Raw genomic sequence first — 16,178 nt, 5'->3', positions numbered from 1 at the left:
TGTGTCATTCCTGCGGTACGAGGCCCAACCGTAGGAATGCGGCAGAAGCCTTGCCAGAGAGGAACAAGCCAGATGCCGGAACTGCACCACCTGCGGGGTTTGCCGGGATGAGATCCACGGTGTGGACCAGGACGTGGAGCATGGTCTAGGTGCCGGGGACGCGCTGGGCGGCGCGGGGTTTGGCGCGGATGTGCATGCGTTCGCCCTGCGGGCCGAAGAGGCTGAGGACCTCCACCGGCGCCTTTCCGGTGCTGCCGAACCAGTGCGGCAGCCGGGTGTCGAACTCGGCGGCCTCCCCGACGCCGAGCACGAGGTCGTGGTCGGCGAGCACCAGCCGCAGCTCTCCGCCGAGCACGTACAGCCACTCGTAGCCCTCGTGGGTGCGGGGTTCGGGTGTGCTGCGGGTGGCGCCGATGACCATCTTGAACGCCTGTAGCCCGCCGGGCTGCTGGGTCAGCGGCACCACCGTCGAGTCCCCGCGCCTGACCGGCTTCAACCGCACCCGCGGGTCACCGACCGGCGGCGCGCCGACCAGCTCGTCCAGCGGCACCTGGTGGGCGTGCGCGATCGGCAGCAGCAGCTCCAGGCTGGGCTTGCGCTGCCCGGACTCCAGCCGGGACAGGGTGCTGACCGAGATCCCGGTGATCTCCGACAGTGCGGCGAGGGTGCAGTTGCGCTGCTGGCGGATGCGCCTGAGCCGAGGTCCGACCTCGGCGAGAACGTCGTTCACTCCTCTATTGCAGAAACAGCAACAACATTTGTCAAGGCTGTCCACCCGGGCGCAGGGTCGGCGCCAAGAGGTGTTCAACCATGGGACGGAAAGCAGGTGCGATGAACGACTTCGACTGGGCCGCGATGGCCGACATGCTGGAGCTGGAGGGCGAGACGCACAGCCCCTATGTGCGCCAAGCCCTCGAGGAGCTGGGCGGGCTGAACCCGCGGCGGATCCTGGACGTCGGCAGCGGCCCGGGGGTCGCGGCCTGCCGGATGGCGGCGGTCTTCCCTGAGGCCGAGGTCACCGCGGTGGACGGAGCACCGGAGCTGCTGGCCCGCGCGGAGCAGCGGGCCGAGCGGCTCGGCGTGCGGTTGCGGACCCGGTTCGCCGAGTTCCCGGAGGGGCTGAGCGGGCTGGGCCGCGCGGACCTGGTGTGGTCCGGGCAGGTGGTGCACCATGTAGGCGACCAGCAGCAGGCATTGGGCCGGCTGGCCGGGCTGCTGGAGCCCGGCGGCGTGCTGGCCATCGTCGAGGGCGGGCTGCCGCCCCGCTGGCTCCCGCGCGACCTCGGCTTCGGGCGCCCCGGGCTCCAGGCCCGGCTGGACGCCGCGATGGCGGAGCGGTTCAGCAGGATGCGGGCCGAGTTGCCCGGCTCGGTGGCCGTCGTGGAGGACTGGCCCGGCATGCTGCGGGCCGCCGGGCTCACCGAGGTGCGCAGCAGGACCTTCCTGGTGGACCATCCCGCACCGCTGGCCGAGAAGCCGCGTCAATCGGTGCGCCGGACGCTGGAGCGGCACCGCGCGGTGCTCGATGGGCTCCTGGACGACGAGGATCTGGCGACCCTGGACCGGCTGCTCGACCCGGCCGACCCGGCGGGCGTCGACCGGCGGACGGATGTGTTCCTGCTGACCGCGAAGACGGTGCACTTCGGCCGTCGGCCGGAGACGGTCTAGCTCCCGGAGGTGTCCTCGTCGATCAAGCCGGATCAGGCGCCGGCAGCCCGGCAGGATCGGCGAGTCACCCCTGGCCGTCCGGCCGGCCGAGCGTGCGGCGCTGGACCAGCAGGCTGCCCAGGGCGGTCCGCCGGTGCAGCACCGCCCGTCCGGCGCGGACCGTGGTGATCAGCCCTGCGCCGCGCAGCGCGGCGGCCTGGGCGGAAGCGGTGGCACCGCTGACCCCCAGCCGCCGGGCCAGCCCGCCGGTGGTGTGCTCCTCCGCCAGCAGGACCAGCATCTCCCAGCGGGTCCGGCCGAGCACCCCGGCCAGCGCGTCGTCCAGGCCGTCCGCCCCGGCCGCCGAGAGCGGCAACCCTGGACCGGCCGGATAGGTCACCGTCACGGGCCGGCCGGGCAGGTCGGCGATGAGCGGATGGCCGGTCCAGTGGAAGGTGGGCAGCAGCACCAGGCCGCGGCCGTCCAGCATGACGTCCCGCTCCCCGGGCCCGTGGAACTCCCAGATCTCCCCCCGCAGTCGGCTGCCGGAGGCCAGTGCGGTGAGCGCGGCGCCGATGCCGTGCTCGGCCGCGGCGAGGGCGTGCCGGGTGAACTCCCGGTGATGCAGGTCCTGCACCACCGGCCAGACCGGACGCAGCACCGTCTCGAAGGCGGCGTGCTGGGCGCGGCGGAGGGTGCGCCAGGCATCGGCGTCCCCCCGGTGCAGGTCACGGATCCACGGCGGGACCGGCATGGCGAGCCCGCCGTACACGCGCTCGAGCTCGGAGCGGACCGCCTCCGGCCGGGTGGCGCGGACGGTGTCCAGACCGTCTTGGAGGTTGTCGCTGAACACGTCGAGGAAGCTGGGCGCCCGCTGCCCGGGGACCAGCTCGCCCAGCGGTTCGACGGCGGCCGGCAGGGAGCGGAGCAGCCGTCGTCTCCAGCGGCCGAAGAGCAACTCGTCGTCGGGGGTGCACATTTTCAGCAGGACCGTGTTCAGCTCCTGCAGCGGGGCCGGCCGTGACGAGAAGCGAACCCGGGCGAAGTCGGCGGCCGTGAAGTGTATTCGGATCATGAGCTCTCCCAGGCGCCGCCGCGCCATCGTTTCGGGCAGGGCCTCAATGATCGCCTGCCGCGCCGGCGACACGTCAGCATGCGTGCCACGGCCCCGTCAGTCAGCCAGGGGCCGCCGTACACGGTCGCAAGGACTGACGTCACAGCGGCGCATGAAAGCCGCACAGGCACAAGGGGAGAGCCATGCTGGGCAGGGAATTGGGCGACGGCGGGCGGACCGGCGTGGACCGGCGGACCGTCACCAGGTCGGCGGCACTGGCCGCCGCGCTGCTGCTCACCGGCGGCGCGCCGGTCGCGCGGGCGCGGTCCACGGGCGCGTCCACGCTGCGGCTGCCGGCGCCTACCGGCCCGCACCCGATCGGGGTCACCACGCTGTATCTGGCCGACCGCGCCCGGCGCGACCCGTGGGTGCCGCGGATCCCGGTCCGGGAGGTGATGGTCACGGTGTTCTACCCGGCCGCCACCGTCCACGGTTATCCGGTGGCGCGGCAGATGACCGCGGGGGCCGCGGAGCTGTTCCCGTACATCGACGCCGCGCAACTGCACAAGGAGTTGCCGCAGACCGGCGTGGACTGGGCGGCGACGCGGACCCACGCGCACACCGACGCGCCGGCGCGGCCCGCACGGCGGCCGGTGCTGCTGTACAGCCCGGGCGGTGGCGACCCGCGCACGCTGGGCACCGGGCTCGCCGAGGAGCTGGCGAGCCACGGCTGCGTGGTGGTGACCATCGACCACCCCGGCGACGCGAGTGAGGTCGACTTCCCCAGCGAGACGGGCTACCGGAAGAAGGTCCGGGACACCTCGCTGCGGGGCGAGCCCCGGCTGGATCCGCCGCTGTTCCGCACCCTGATCCACACGCGGATCGCGGACGTCCGGTTCGTCCTGGATCAGTTGGAGGAGCTGGCGGCCGGACGGAATCCGGACGCGACCGGACGGGCGCTGCCGCGCCATCTGGGCCGGGCGCTGGATCTGCGGCGGGTGGGGATCTACGGTCACTCGGCCGGCGGGACGACCGCGGCCGAGACGATGTACGAGGACCGCCGCATCGACGCGGCCGTCAATCTGGAGGGCTATCTGGACTACCCACCGGAGGCTCCCGGTCAGCAGGGGCGGTTGTTCCCGGTCGCCCGGGACGGGGTGGACCGGCCGCTGCTGCTGGTGGGGACCGACGGCTTCACCGGCAGGGCGGAGTTGGAGCGCTCCTGGTCGGCCATGCTCGCCCACCCGCGGGGACGCACCTGGCGGCGGCAGCTGGACGAGGCCACGCACGGGGTGTTCACCGACTACGCCGTGCTGGCGCCCCAGTTGCAGGCCGCCGGACTCATGACCGCCGACGGGCGGAACAGCCTGGTCGGCGCTGTCTCCCCGGCCCGGTCGGTGCCCGCGGTGCGCGGCTGGGTGCGCGAATTCTTCGCACGGCACCTGGCGCCGTGCTGATCGGTGGGCGCGGTACGGGTCACGGCGGCTCGCCGTGACCCGTACCGGACACCCCTTCGGTCAGGCGCCGGTCGGCGGGCGCCTGGTGAGGTGCGGGCGGCGGGTCAGCACATAGCCGCCCACTCCGGCCAGTGCCCCCAGGACACCGCCGGCCATCGTCCACACCCAGCGGTCGGACCACCAACCCGCGTCCCAGCCGTCGTCCGGCTCGCCGACCGCGGTGGCCCGCGTGGCACGGTCGCCGGCGTCGTCCCCGTCGTCGCCGGTGGAGCCCGACGGGGCCGGGCCGGGCTCGGCGCCCGGGGTGGCCGCCGTGCCCGCCCGCACCGCGGGGTTGAGCGGGGCGACCTCGCCGCCCTCGGCGTACTTGCCGCCCGCGTCACGCGAGGACGCCTCGATCTCGACGCGGATCGGCTGGCCGAGGTCCGCCTCGGGCAGGTCCACGACCGTCAGCCGCACGTAGTACGCGCCCGGCAGCGGGTCGTTGGCCCAGGTCTCGGCCCAGGGCCGCACCCCGCGCAGGGTACAGCTCACGGAGACGGTCTTGTCCTGCTGTCCGGCCGTCCGGGTCTGCCGGCCGGTGGTGCACGCCTGGTGCCGCCGCAGCCCGTCGTAGACGTCGAGCTGCCAGGTGCTGCGGCCGTGCCGGCCGGCCGCGTCCGGCAGTTGGACGGTCGCCTCGACGGTGGGCACCTGACCGGCTGCCGCGGGGAACACCCAGTAGAGGTAGTCGCCCGTGGATGCCGACGCGGTGGCCACCTGGCCCTGCTCGATCTCGGTGGCGGTGCGGAATCCGGTGCCCGCCTCGGTGGGCCCGCTGTCACCGTCGCCCGCGGTGGGGCTGCTGGTCGGGTCCGGCGCCGCCTGTGCGGCGGGGGCAGCGGCGAAGAGGGCGGCGCAGAGCGTGACCACGGCGCCGGCCGTACGAAGGGCACGCATCAGTTCGTCCTCCAGATGGTGATACGCCAGCGGGCCAGCCAACCCCACAGCAGACCGGCGATCAGGCCGGTGCCGATGAGCAGGCCCAGCAGCAGCCAGCCGCGGCCGAGGCCGAAGGCGGCCGCGTCGATGGGCCGTTCGTCGGTGTCGACGATGTCGATGGCCAGCTCGACGGGGAGGCCGGGGTCGCGCTTGACCGACGCCGGAGCGGAGAAGGAGTGGGTCAGCTCCAGACAGATCGTCCGTGCCTCGTCGTCGTCCTCGCGCTCCGCGATCGGGTAGCGCAGGCCGGCCGAGAGGACGTCCGTCCGTCCACTGCCGGATTCCTCGCCGCGCACCAGCTCGCGGCCGTGCTGGTCCACCGCGCGCAGCAGGACGCCGTAGTTGGGGTCGACGGCGCGGTCGGCGCCGATGCTCGCCGAGGCCCGCAGCTCCTGGCCGGGCTTGACCCGCACCTGGTACCAGCGCCGCTCGCCGAAGCGCTCCCGGTCGGTGTAGAGGCCGGCGCCGAGCGATGGGGCGGCGGTGCACTCGGCAGCGCCCTCGACGCCGGCCGGGGTCTCCACCGGGGCTTCGGCGGAGCGGCGCACCAGCTGCTTGATGCGGGTGGAGAGTTGGTCGGTGTGCTGGACCGCGGTGTAGGTGCCGCCGGTCGCCTCGGCGATGCAGCTCAGCTGGTCGCGGACCTTGCGGTCGAGCGTGAGGCCGAGCGTGTCGATGACCAGGTGGGTGCCATCGGCGGCCAGTTCGCGGGCCACGTCGCACGGGTCGGGCTGCCCGCAGGAGTCCTCGCCGTCGGTGATGAGCACGATCCGGCGGGTCGCGTCACCGCCCTCGAGGTCCTTGTGCGCGCCGCGCAGCGCCAGGCCGATCGGCGTCCAGCCGGTGGGGCGCAGGGTCGCGACGGCGGTCTTGGCCTCGGTGCGGTCCACCGGGCCCACCGGGTACAGCTGCCGGCTGTCTCGGCAGCCGACCTCCCGGTCCTTGCCCGGGTAGGTGGCGCCGAGGGTGCGTATGCCGAGCTGGACTTCGTCCGGCACGGCGTCCAGCACCTCGTTGAACGCCTGCTTGGCCACGGCCATGCGGGAGGTTCCATCGATGTCGCGGGCTCTCATGGACCCGCTGACGTCCAGTACCAGCTCGACTTTGGGGGCTTCCTTGGCCGGTTCGTCGGCGGCGGCCGCGAACGGCGTCAGCAAGCCGCCCGCCAGGGCCGCGAGCAGCCCGAACGCACCTGTCACCAGGCCTCTCTTTGTGATCACCGGCGCATCCTACGGAGCATCACCGGGCGCGTCCAAAGCCGGTGCACCGGCCGGGCGCAGCATCTGCCCGGCCGCCAGGCGGCGGTAGACGGGGCTGGTGGTGAGCAGCTCCTCGTGGTGGCCGGAGGCGACGGTCCGGCCGCCGTCCAGCACGACGATGGTGTCCGCGTGCCGCACGGTGGACAGCCGGTGGGCGATCACCAGCACGGCGCACTCCTCCGCCACTCCCTTCATCACCGAGGTCAGCGCGGCCTCGTTGATGGCGTCGAGGTGGGAGGTGGGCTCGTCGAGCAGGAGCAGGGACGGCCGGGCGAGCAGGGCCCTGGCGAGCGCGACCCGCTGCCGCTCGCCGCCGGAGAGGGTGCTGCCGCGCTCGCCGAGCACGGTGGCCAGGCCGCCCGGCAGCCGCTCCACCACCTCGTCGAGCTGGGTGAGTTCGACGACCCGCCGGACCTCGGCCTCGGTGGCGCCGGGCAGGGCGTAGGTGATGTTGTCCCGCAGCGTGCCGTGGACGACATGGGTGTTCTGGTCGACGACGGCGATGCGGGCCCGGCACTCGCCGCGGCTCAGCTCGCTCGCCGGCCGCCCGTCGAAGAGCACGGCGCCCGCTTCCGGTTCGTAGAACCTGGCCACCAGGGCGAAGATCGTGCTCTTGCCCGCCCCTGACCGGCCGACCAAGGCGACCTGCCGGCGGTGCGGGACGGTGAAGGAGACGCCGCGCAGCACCGGGCGGGCCGGGTCGTAGCCGAAGCGGACGTCCCGCAGGGCGAGGGCGGGGCCGGGGACGGGCGCGGGGACGGGCGCGGGGCCGGGGGCGGCCGTCTCGGCGGTAGCGGCCGGCTGCCCCGCGCCGGTGCCCTGCCCGCTGGCGGTCCGCGGCGCACGGCGGGGCGGGGGCACCGGCAAGGCCGCCGCCGCAGGTCCCTCGGGCTCCACGGGGAGGTCCAGCACCTGCTCGATCCGCTGGTAGGCACCCATGCCGCGCTGGATCAGGCCGGCCGCCCGGAACACCGAGGACAGCGGCAGCACCAGATACGAGGCGTACAGCAGGAAGGCCACCAGGTCGCCGAGCGAGTGGGCCTGCCCGTTGACCCGCAGGCCACCGATGACCAGGACGATCAGAAAGGAGCCCTGGACGGCGAGTTCGACCGCCGGGCTCATCACCGAGGCGAGTTTCGCGGTGCGGACGCCCGCGCCGTACGCCGAATCGACGCACTCGCCGATGCGCCGGGCCTCCCGCTCCTCGGCCCGGTGCACCCGGACCATCGGCAGGGCTCCCAGGGCGCGTTCCAGATCGGCGGCGATCGCGCCGACGGCGTTCTGCATGCGCTCCGAGGCCGCCCGGATGCCGCTGAGCAGGGAGGCCACGATCGCCGCGGCGGCGGCGACGGTCAGGGTGATCATGAGGAGCAGCAGCGGATCGATCCACAGCATCAGGGCGATCGCGCCGATCGCGGCCAGCGCTCCGGTGACCAGGTCCACCAGTGCCTGGGACACCACCTCGCGCAGCAGGGTGGTGTCGGCGGTGACCCGGGAGATCAGATCACCGCCGCGGTGCTGGTCGTACGCGCGCATCTCCAGCCGGAGCAGCCGGGCCACCAGGCCGTGGCGCAGTCCGCGCACCACGCCCTCCCCCATGCGTTCCAGCAGGAAGCGGCCGACCGCGCCGGTCACCGCCTCGGTGACGAAGAGCGCGGCCAGGAGCAGCAGCAGCGGCCAGAAGGCCCGGCCCTGGCTGCCGGCGTCGACGATGTGCTGGGCGACGAGCGGCTGGGCCAGCCCGAGCACGGAGCCCACCAGAGTGAGCACGGTCGCGGCGGCGACGGACGTCCGGTGGCCCTCGGTCAGCCGGAACATGGTGGCGACGGCGGCCCGGGTGGACCGGTCGCCGCTCGGTGGTGCCGGCTGCCGCTCCCCGGCTGTGCCTGTCTCCGGGGTCTCCCTGGTGGGTCCGGAGGGTTCCGTCATCGGGCCGTCCGGCTCGCCGGGGCCCGGTCGGTCGCCGGGGCGACGACCATCAGCCGGGTGAAGTAGTCGTCCGGCGTCCCTTCGCCGACCGGGCGGCCGTCCACTTCGATCCACGCGTGCGCGGTGAACGGGGGCACCTTGCGCACCCCGGTGCACCAGGTGGGCCAGCTCCCGCCCAGCCGGCACAGCAGCGCGGCCCCCAGCGAGCGGGGCAGGCAGCCCTGCGGTCCGGCGCAGCGCAGGCTCACCGCGCACATGGCGTCCCGTGCCGCCTTGGCCTGTGCGGCGGTGGCGGGTACGGCCCCGCGGCGGGCCAGGCCGAGCACCGCGCGGATGCGCCGCGGCGGCAGCAGGGACAGGGCGACCGCGGGCAGCAGGACGAGACGGGCGGCCAGCCGCCGGGAGAGCGGTACGCCGGTGGGGCGGTCCAGCGCGCTGGGAGTCGTCATGCGGCCAGCCCCGCCGCGCGCAGCTGGCGGACCAGGGTCGCCACGTCCTGGTCGGCCTGGGCGCGGTCGATGTCGAACTCCGCGACGAGCGCCTCGGCGGCGGCCGCTTCGTCACCGCCCTCCAGCAGCGTCCGGACCACCAGCGTGCCGGAGGGGTTGAGCTCCCAGTACGCCCCGTTGCGCTCGTCGAGGAGCACCGTCCCGTAGTCGGTCTCGGTGGTGGAGATGTCGGCGCCGAACCGCAGTGCCATGGTGGAGTGAGCCTTTCTGCCGTGCTCGGGTGGGTGAGGTGCTTGAGCGCGCGCGGCGCGCGGGTCAGGAGGCGGTGATGGCCTCCGTCCCGGCGGCTCGGTTCAGGCTCCGCAGCCAGACCTCGCAGGCGATGGTCGAGTAGAGGATCGCGTCGCGCAGCCCGGGGGTGGAGGGCCGCAGGGCCAGCCGGCGCAGGGCGTCGCCGTCGACCAGTCCCAGCTGCTCCAGCCGCGAGTCCTCCCACAGCGCCATGAGGTCGCCGCGGTGCTCGCGCAGCCCGTTCGAGGCGTCCATCGATGCCTGGGCCTTGTTGGTGCGCTCCAGGCACACGTCGGGGACGATGCCTCGCATGGCGGCGCCCAGCAGCGGTTTGTACGCCCAGGGGGTGACGCGCTCGCTGGGCCGGACCGCCAGGCACGCCTCGATCACCCGGTCGTCGAAGAACGGCGACGCCATGGGCACCCCTGCCCGGGCGGCCATCCGGTCCCACTGCCGGATGGTGCGCGTGCAGGACCGGATCTGCTCCAGGTCGGAGTGGAGTCCGCGGTCCGGGTGCAGCGGCGCCGCCTGTTCGGCCGCTTCCCGCAGCACGCGCCGGGCGGTCCGCTCCGCGTCCGGGGTCACCCAGGTGAACAGGCGCGGGGCCATGCCCCAGCCGAGTCCGATGCTGACCGAGGAGGGCAGCGGATCCCGCAGGTGGCGGGCGGCGTCCGCGAGCCACCCGCGGTACGGCCGGGAGTCGGCCAGCGCCCGTGCCGTGCCGGCCAGCGGCCACTGCCACAGGGCCCGGAAGCCGCGCAGCTGCCGGAGCGCGAGCAGCGGGCGGGTGCGCAGCAGTCGGTGGTAGTACGCCTCGGAGCACCAGGCGACGTGGTCGCCGCCGATGCCGGTCAGGTGCAGTCGGCTGCCGTGCTTGGCCAGGCCCGGCAGATGGTGCAGGGCGCGGGCCCGGTCCATGACGCCGATGGTCGGCTCGTCCAGCAGGTCGTCGATGTCGAGCAGGTCGGTGTAGACCAGCGGTGAGGCGTCGGCGTCCCACACGACGTGCTCGACGTCCGGCAGGAAGCTGACGGCCCGCTGCGCCCACTGCAGATCGGTGTCGGCCGGATCGCGGCCGGGCCAGGTGCTGGCCACCACGTGGGCCGGCGACCGCGCGGCCAGGAAGCAGATGGAGGTGGAGTCCAGCCCTCCGGACAGGTCGCAACTGACCACGCCGCCCTGGCGGGTGCGCGCGTCCACGGAGTCGATGAGCGCCTGCCGTACCCGGGACGCGCCATCGGCGAGCGGCCGCGTCGGCTCCGGCGGGGTCCACCAGCGCGAGCGGCGGGTGGTGCGCCCGTCCGCCGCGATGATCAGTGCCTCCTCCGGTGGCACGGCGGAGATCCCGCGCCACATCGGTGCTTCGTACAGCGGGTGCGGGACCGGCCACAGCAGCCGGATCGCCAGTTGTTCGGGGTCGGGGTCGGCGCCGAGCGCGGCGGCGAGCACATCGGCGCTGGTGGCGGCCACCTCGATGCCGTCCAGGGTGGCGTGGAAGACGAGCCGGAGACCGGAGGCGGTGCCCTGCACGCGGAGCCGGCCGTCGAGCTCGGCCACGAGGTGGAAGCTTCCGGGCAGGGTGCGGGCGAGTTCGTCGAGTTCGGCGAGGTCCCGCAGCCGGGCGGCGCGGCGCCTGAGTTCGGCGGCGTCCACCGGGCAGCAGCCGATGACGGCGAGGGCCGCGGAGCCGGTGCGCGCGGTGACGACCTCCTGGTCGTCCCAGTGGCCGACCAGCCAGGGCCGGCCGGAGGCGTGGGCCAGGACTCGCGTTCCGGGGCGGGAGAAGGAGCGGGCCACGGCGGCCGCGCCCGCACGGTCGGGAAAGACCGCGAAGTGCGCGTCGCCGGGGCCCGGACCTGCACTCTCGTGCAATTCAGCCATGGCTTCGAATCAACGAGCCGTCAGCCGTCAGTTCTTGCTCAGGATCAGACGGTCGTTGCCGCTCCGGCCGAGGAGCCCTGTCTGCTTCCGGAACGAACCCAGCTGGACGAGCGTCGGTGCTTCGTATGCCTTCTTCATGGCGTCCCTCTCCGCTCAGGTTGCGCCCGCCTCCCCGGCCGGCCTGTACCGGAATTCCGGTACGGGTCCGTCCACGCCCGGGCTCATCGGGAGCCCGGGACGAGGAGGGCGGGGCGTACGAGAAGAGCTAGCCGCATCTCCCGGTGGCAATGCAACACCCTCAGGGAAAATATGATTTTGCGAATAACGCGAATTCGGTCGGTCATCGAACCGAGCCTTGCGCGCTTTCGTCTGAAGTGAAAAGGAATGAATCCAGAACGGAATCGAGGCCGCGTAGCATATGCAAAAACGATTTGATCAGCCGGGCCGCGACCGCGCCTCGACCACGGCGGGGTAGGGTCCCGGCTCCGCCGCGGGGGCTCCGCCCCCGGCGCTTCTTCTTCACCGCGCGCCCCCTGTCTCGCCCTACCCGCCCCCTGCCACGATCGCGTGAAGTGCCGGCCGCACATCGTCCGGAACGCTGCGGTGGCCACTCGGGTTGAGGAATCATGTGGGCGTTCAATCGGTCATGAACCGCGGGCGGTTCAGGGGGGAGTGCCGGTGGGGGTGTTCAAGGCGCTGACGGCGGAGGATCCCGAGCAGGTGGGTCCGTACCGGATCGTCGCGCGGCTGGGCGCGGGAGGGATGGGGCGGGTCTACCTCGGGCGCTCCCGGGGCGGGCGGCCGGTCGCGGTGAAGGTGGTGCGCCCGGAGCTGGCCGAGGACGAGGACTTCCGGCGGCGGTTCGCCCGCGAGGTCGCGGCGGCCCGCCAGGTGAACGGCGTCTTCACCGCGGGTGTGGTCGACGCCGATCCGGAGGGCTCCCCCGCCTGGCTGGCCACCGCCTATGTGCAGGGGGTGTCGCTGGACGCCGCGGTCGCCGAGCACGGAGCGCTGCCGCCCACGCCGGTGCTGGCCCTCGGAGCGGGGCTCGCGGAGGCGCTGGAGGCCATCCACGCGGCCGGGGTCATCCACCGGGACCTCAAGCCGTCCAACGTGCTGCTGGCCGCCGACGGACCACGAGTGATCGACTTCGGTATCTCGGCGGTGGCCGAGGCGAGTGCGCTGACCCGCCCCGGCATGATGGTCGGCACGCCCGGCTTCATGTCTCCCGAGCAGTTGACCGGCAGGCCGGTCCAGGCGGCCAGCGATGTCTTCGCGCTGGGCGCGGTGCTGGTGTTCGCCGCCACCGGTGTCGGGCCCTTCGGTGTCGGCTCCACCCATGGCGTGCTGTTCCGGACCGTCTACGAGCAGCCGGATCTGGCCGGACTGCCGCCCGCGCTGACGGAGCTCGCGCGGTGGTGTCTGGCCAAGGACCCGGCCGGCCGGCCCACGGTGGCGGTGCTGGTGGAGGAATTCGCCCGCCGGATCGGGGACGGACGCCAGGTCGCGGAGGTGCTGTCCGACGGGGGTTGGCTGCCGCAGGCCGTGGCACACACCCTCTCCCGGTCGGCGGCGCCGCTCTCGCCCTCCGCCGCCGGATCCGCACCGCCCACACCGCCGCCGGCGGCGGAGCCCGAAGCAGCCGCGCAAGCCGAAACAGTGCCGCAGGCCGAAACAGTGCCGCAGAGCGGGGCAGCACCGGAGCCCGAGGCAGCGCCGCCGCTCTCGACACCGACACCGACGCCCACACCAGCACCAGCACCAGCACCAGCACCAGCACCGAACGCCGACGCACCGACACCGGTGCCGGACACCGACGCACCGGGGCCCCCGCCGACGCCGCCCGCCACCCCGGTCGCCGGCGCCCTGCCCTCCCCTCCCCCGTCGTACGCTCCGCATTCCCCGCCGTACGGACCGCGCCCCGTGGCACGGCCGGCGGCGTCCGACTCTCCCGGCCCGCCCGGCCCTCGACTGTCCGGCCGTCGGCCCGTCAACAGGCGGGTGCTGCTCGCGCTGGTGGCACTTGTCTCGGCGGCCGGGGTCTTTGTGGCGGCGGCCGTGTGGAACACGCGCGGCGGCGACGGCGATTCCGGATCGGCGGACCGGGGCGAACGTCCGGCCACGCCGGGGCCGGCCACGACACCCGGCGAGAAGACCGTCACCGTCGCCCTCGGGGTCAGCGCACCGCTCACCGGGGACCTGTCCGCCTACGGCCAGGGCATCAAGAACTCCGTCGACCTGGCGGTGCGGACCGCCAACAAGGACCACACCGTCCCGGGCGTCACCTTCAAGGTGGTGGCGCTCGACGACCAGGCCGTGCCCGCCTCCGGGCAGCGGAACGCCACCAAGCTGGTCGCCGACTCCGATGTCCTGGGGGTCGTCGGGCCGGTGAACTCCAGCGTCGCCCAGGCCGCGCAGCAGGAGTTCGACGCCGCGCACCTCGCCGAGGTCTCCCCGTCGACCACCAACCCGGTGCTGACCAAGGGCGACAAGTGGGACAAGGGCACCGCCGAGCGTCCCTCCGCCTCCTTCTTCCGCACCGTTTCCACCGACGCCTACCAGGGTCCGTACGCCGCCCGGTACCTGTACCAGGAGCTGGACAAGACCAAAGCCTTCGTCATCGACGACAAGAGCAGCTACGGCACCACACTGACCAGCACCTTCGAGCGCGAGTTCAGCCGGCTCGGCGGTGCGATCGTGGGGCGGGGCCATGTCGACCCGGGGGACGAGGACTTCTCCGCGCTGGCGCGCGAGGTGAAGGCGACCGGCGCCCAGTTCGTCTACTTCGGGGGCGAGTATCCCGAGGGCGGGCAGCTGGCCCGCGAGCTGAAGAAGGGCGGCTTCGACAAGCCGCTGGTCGGCGGGGACGGCCTCTACGACGCCCAGTTCATCGAGCTGGCCGGCCCGGAGGCCGAGGGTGATCTGAGCACGACCGTCGGCGTCCCGGTCGAGGAGTTGGACTCCGCCCGTACGTACCGGAAGGCCTACCAGGCCGCCGGCTACCAGGAGGGCTACGGCCCCTCCGGCGGGTATGCCTACGACTCCGCCTGGGCGATCATCCAGGCCGTCAAGGCGGTCGTGGAGGCGCACGACGGCAAACTGCCCAAGGACGCCCGGGCCGAGGTCGTGGGGGCGCTCCAGGAGAAGGTCTCCTTCGACGGGGTGACCGGGAAGGTCTCCTTCGACGCATACGGCGACACCACCAACAAGACCTTCACGGTGCGCCGGGTGGAGAACGACGTCTGGCGTGCCGTGCGGAGCGGCCCGTACGAGGAGTGAGTCCGCCGTTGACGCCGAGCGGCCGCCTCATCGGTCGACCGCGACCACGATCTTGCCCCGGGTGTGGCCCTCCCGGATGAGGTGTTGAGCCTGGGCCGCCTCCCACAGCGGGAAGACTCGGGCGATCTCCACCCTGAGCCGCCCCTCGCCCGCCAGTCGGGCCAGGGTGGTCAGGTCGGACCGGTCCGGGGTGGCGAAGAGGTAGCTCCCGCCGAGCTCCGTGACCGCCGGGTCGGCGATCGACACCAGGCGGCCGCCGTCGCTGAGGAGTCCGGCCGAGGCGCGCAGGGTGCGTCTGCCCACCGCGTCCAGGACGGCGTCCACTCCGGCGGGGGCGAGCTCGCGCACCCGCTCGGCCAACGCCCCGCGGTAGGTGACCGGTTCGGCGCCCAGTCCGCGGAGGAATTCATGGTGGTGCTCGCCGGCGGTGCCGATGACCCGTGCGCCGAGCCGACGGGCGAGCTGGACGGCGAAGACGCCCACCCCGCCGGCGGCGGCGTGGATCAGGACGGTGTCCCCGGCGGTGATCCGCAGCCGGTGGACCAGCGCCTGGTACGCGGCGAGCCCGGCGAGCGGCAGCGCGGCGGCCTCGGCCCAGCTCAGCCCGGCGGGCTTGTGGGCCAGGGTGCGGGCGGGCGCGGCGACCTGCTCGGCGAAGGTGCCGCGGGAGACGACGTCCTGCCACACGTAGCCGAGGACTTCGTCGCCGGGGCGGAAATCGGTGACCGACGGGCCGACCCGTTCGACGACCCCGGCGACGTCATAGCCGGTCACCACGGGGAAGACCGCGTCGACCATGGGCGCCAGCAGCCCCTCGCGGGCCTTCCAGTCGATGGGGTTGACGGCGGCGGCGCGGGTGCGCACCAGCACCCCGTCCGGTCCCACCACCGGCTCGGGAAGCTCGCCGTACTCCAGCACGTCGGCACCGCCGAAACGGCGGTAGAAGACCGCCTTCACCGCCGTGCTCCCCTCGCGCCGCCGTCCTTGCCGCGCGCCCATCGCCGCATGGCTGCCTCCCCCTGCCGATGTGCGGATCGGACCGGTGACAGTGTGGCGAGTCCGGGTGGGCCGTTTTCTTGAAGCTTCCTTGCAGGCGAAGGCGCGCCGGAGGCACCGGGCGCCTCGGGATGCCCGGGAGCTTCCCCGGGCGCGGGTCAGCCCTGCTGGAGGAAGCGGTCGAGCAGCAACTCGACGCGGTCCCAGGTGTGTTGCGGCCGCAGCCTGCCGCTCTGCTCCAGGCTGACCAGTCCGTGCAGCGCGCTCCACAGCGTCTCCGCGCACGTTTCGGGGTCCTGGCCGGGGACGGCCTCGGCGACCACCTCGATCAGCTGCCGGAAGGTGTCGATCAGTGACTTGGGGCTGCCCGGGGAGGCGAACGGCAGGTTGGTGGAGAGCTCGAACATCGCCTCGTACAGGGAGGGCTTCTCCCGGGCGAAGTCCATGTAGGCGCGCGCCACCGCGTGCAGGGCCGCGGCCGGGCCGCGCGCGGCCCGGCGGGCGGCGCGCACATCGGCGGCCAACTCCTCGAAGCCCTGGAGCGCGACGGCCCCCACGATGGCTTCCTTGCCGTCGAAGTGGCTGTAGAGCACGGGCTGGCTGTATTCGATCTCCTCCGCCAGCCGACGCGTGGTGACCGCGGCCCAGCCGTCGGTCTGCGCGATGTGGCGTGCGGCGTCGATGATCTGCTGATGGCGCTGTGCGTACTCCCGCTCACGCCGAGCCTTCACGGACATGTCCTCACACTAACGGCCCAGGGCCTGCCGGTATGACGGGGTCCCTCCCCCAGGAATCTCCTTGTTCAAGCGATGACAGGGATGCTAGTTTCGCTAGGGCTAGCAGCACTAGCCATTCTGTCAACGTTTCGACAACGCTTCTCGGCACAGGGCGAGTTCGCCCGTCGCGGACCGCGGATGTCCAGCTCACCCCCACATCGCCGCTGGCCTGTGCGACA

Annotated in this window: 14 protein-coding genes; 3 read left to right on the top strand and 11 right to left on the bottom strand. The window is 73.5% G+C overall.

Annotated elements, in window-relative coordinates; genetic code table 11:
• Positions 1-145: 145 nt before the first annotated feature.
• A complete protein-coding gene (locus AC4BDD_RS26935; protein ID WP_490688048.1) occupies positions 146-730 on the bottom strand; it encodes a helix-turn-helix domain-containing protein in 585 nt (194 codons plus the stop codon).
• Positions 731-810: 80 nt separating this feature from the next.
• Between AC4BDD_RS26935 and AC4BDD_RS26930 the strand changes: the two genes are divergently transcribed.
• Positions 811-1,668, top strand: coding sequence for a class I SAM-dependent methyltransferase (locus AC4BDD_RS26930; protein ID WP_490688047.1), 858 nt, complete (start codon positions 811-813; stop codon positions 1,666-1,668).
• Between the two features lie 64 nt (positions 1,669-1,732).
• Here the strand turns inward: AC4BDD_RS26930 and AC4BDD_RS26925 are convergent, their stop codons facing one another.
• Positions 1,733-2,722 (bottom strand): ArsR family transcriptional regulator, encoded by a 990-nt coding sequence (locus AC4BDD_RS26925; RefSeq protein ID WP_490688046.1) that lies wholly within the window; start codon positions 2,720-2,722, stop codon positions 1,733-1,735.
• A gap of 182 nt (positions 2,723-2,904) precedes the next feature.
• On the opposite strand from AC4BDD_RS26925, the gene AC4BDD_RS26920 reads away from it, so the two are divergent.
• Positions 2,905-4,158 (top strand): alpha/beta hydrolase family protein, encoded by a 1,254-nt coding sequence (locus AC4BDD_RS26920; protein WP_490688045.1) that lies wholly within the window; start codon positions 2,905-2,907, stop codon positions 4,156-4,158.
• A gap of 60 nt (positions 4,159-4,218) precedes the next feature.
• Here AC4BDD_RS26920 and AC4BDD_RS26915 read toward each other — a convergent pair whose 3' ends face one another.
• From AC4BDD_RS26915 to AC4BDD_RS26885, 7 genes are all read right to left on the bottom strand, one after another.
• Positions 4,219-5,097, bottom strand: coding sequence for a hypothetical protein (locus AC4BDD_RS26915; protein ID WP_490688044.1), 879 nt, complete (start codon positions 5,095-5,097; stop codon positions 4,219-4,221).
• Positions 5,097-6,359 carry a VWA domain-containing protein gene (locus AC4BDD_RS26910; protein WP_490688043.1) on the bottom strand — a complete coding sequence of 421 codons (1,263 nt, stop codon included), beginning with the start codon at positions 6,357-6,359 and terminating at the stop codon, positions 5,097-5,099. The genes AC4BDD_RS26915 and AC4BDD_RS26910 overlap by 1 nt, the downstream gene beginning before the upstream one ends.
• A 9-nt stretch (positions 6,360-6,368) precedes the next feature.
• Complete coding sequence (locus AC4BDD_RS26905; protein ID WP_490691950.1) at positions 6,369-8,216, bottom strand: ABC transporter ATP-binding protein; 1,848 nt, start codon at positions 8,214-8,216, stop codon at positions 6,369-6,371.
• Between the two features lie 107 nt (positions 8,217-8,323).
• Positions 8,324-8,776: a lasso peptide biosynthesis B2 protein gene (locus AC4BDD_RS26900; RefSeq protein WP_490688042.1), complete on the bottom strand. Its 453-nt coding sequence runs from the start codon at positions 8,774-8,776 to the stop codon at positions 8,324-8,326.
• A complete protein-coding gene (locus AC4BDD_RS26895) occupies positions 8,773-9,027 on the bottom strand; it encodes a lasso peptide biosynthesis PqqD family chaperone (protein ID WP_490688041.1) in 255 nt (84 codons plus the stop codon). The genes AC4BDD_RS26900 and AC4BDD_RS26895 overlap by 4 nt, the downstream gene beginning before the upstream one ends.
• A 64-nt stretch (positions 9,028-9,091) precedes the next feature.
• Positions 9,092-10,948, bottom strand: a complete 1,857-nt coding sequence (locus AC4BDD_RS26890) for a lasso peptide isopeptide bond-forming cyclase (protein ID WP_490688040.1) — start codon at positions 10,946-10,948, stop codon at positions 9,092-9,094.
• A gap of 27 nt (positions 10,949-10,975) precedes the next feature.
• Entirely contained in the window at positions 10,976-11,086 is a 111-nt protein-coding gene (locus AC4BDD_RS26885) for a keywimysin-related RiPP (RefSeq protein WP_490688039.1), read from the bottom strand.
• A 540-nt stretch (positions 11,087-11,626) separates the two neighbouring features.
• Here AC4BDD_RS26885 and AC4BDD_RS26880 point away from each other — a divergent pair.
• Positions 11,627-14,227 carry a bifunctional serine/threonine-protein kinase/ABC transporter substrate-binding protein gene (locus AC4BDD_RS26880; protein WP_490688038.1) on the top strand — a complete coding sequence of 867 codons (2,601 nt, stop codon included), beginning with the start codon at positions 11,627-11,629 and terminating at the stop codon, positions 14,225-14,227.
• A gap of 27 nt (positions 14,228-14,254) precedes the next feature.
• Here AC4BDD_RS26880 and AC4BDD_RS26875 read toward each other — a convergent pair whose 3' ends face one another.
• Positions 14,255-15,184, bottom strand: a complete 930-nt coding sequence (locus tag AC4BDD_RS26875) for an NADP-dependent oxidoreductase (protein WP_490688037.1) — start codon at positions 15,182-15,184, stop codon at positions 14,255-14,257.
• Positions 15,185-15,381: 197 nt separating this feature from the next.
• The gene (locus AC4BDD_RS26870; protein ID WP_490688036.1) at positions 15,382-15,960 is read right to left on the bottom strand and encodes a TetR/AcrR family transcriptional regulator; all 579 of its coding nucleotides are present in this window, start codon (positions 15,958-15,960) and stop codon (positions 15,382-15,384) included.
• Positions 15,961-16,178: the final 218 nt, after the last annotated feature.

It is taken from the genome of Streptomyces sp. JLBT605, from assembly GCF_058215555.1.
This window is presented reverse-complemented; position numbering and strand designations above follow the sequence as displayed.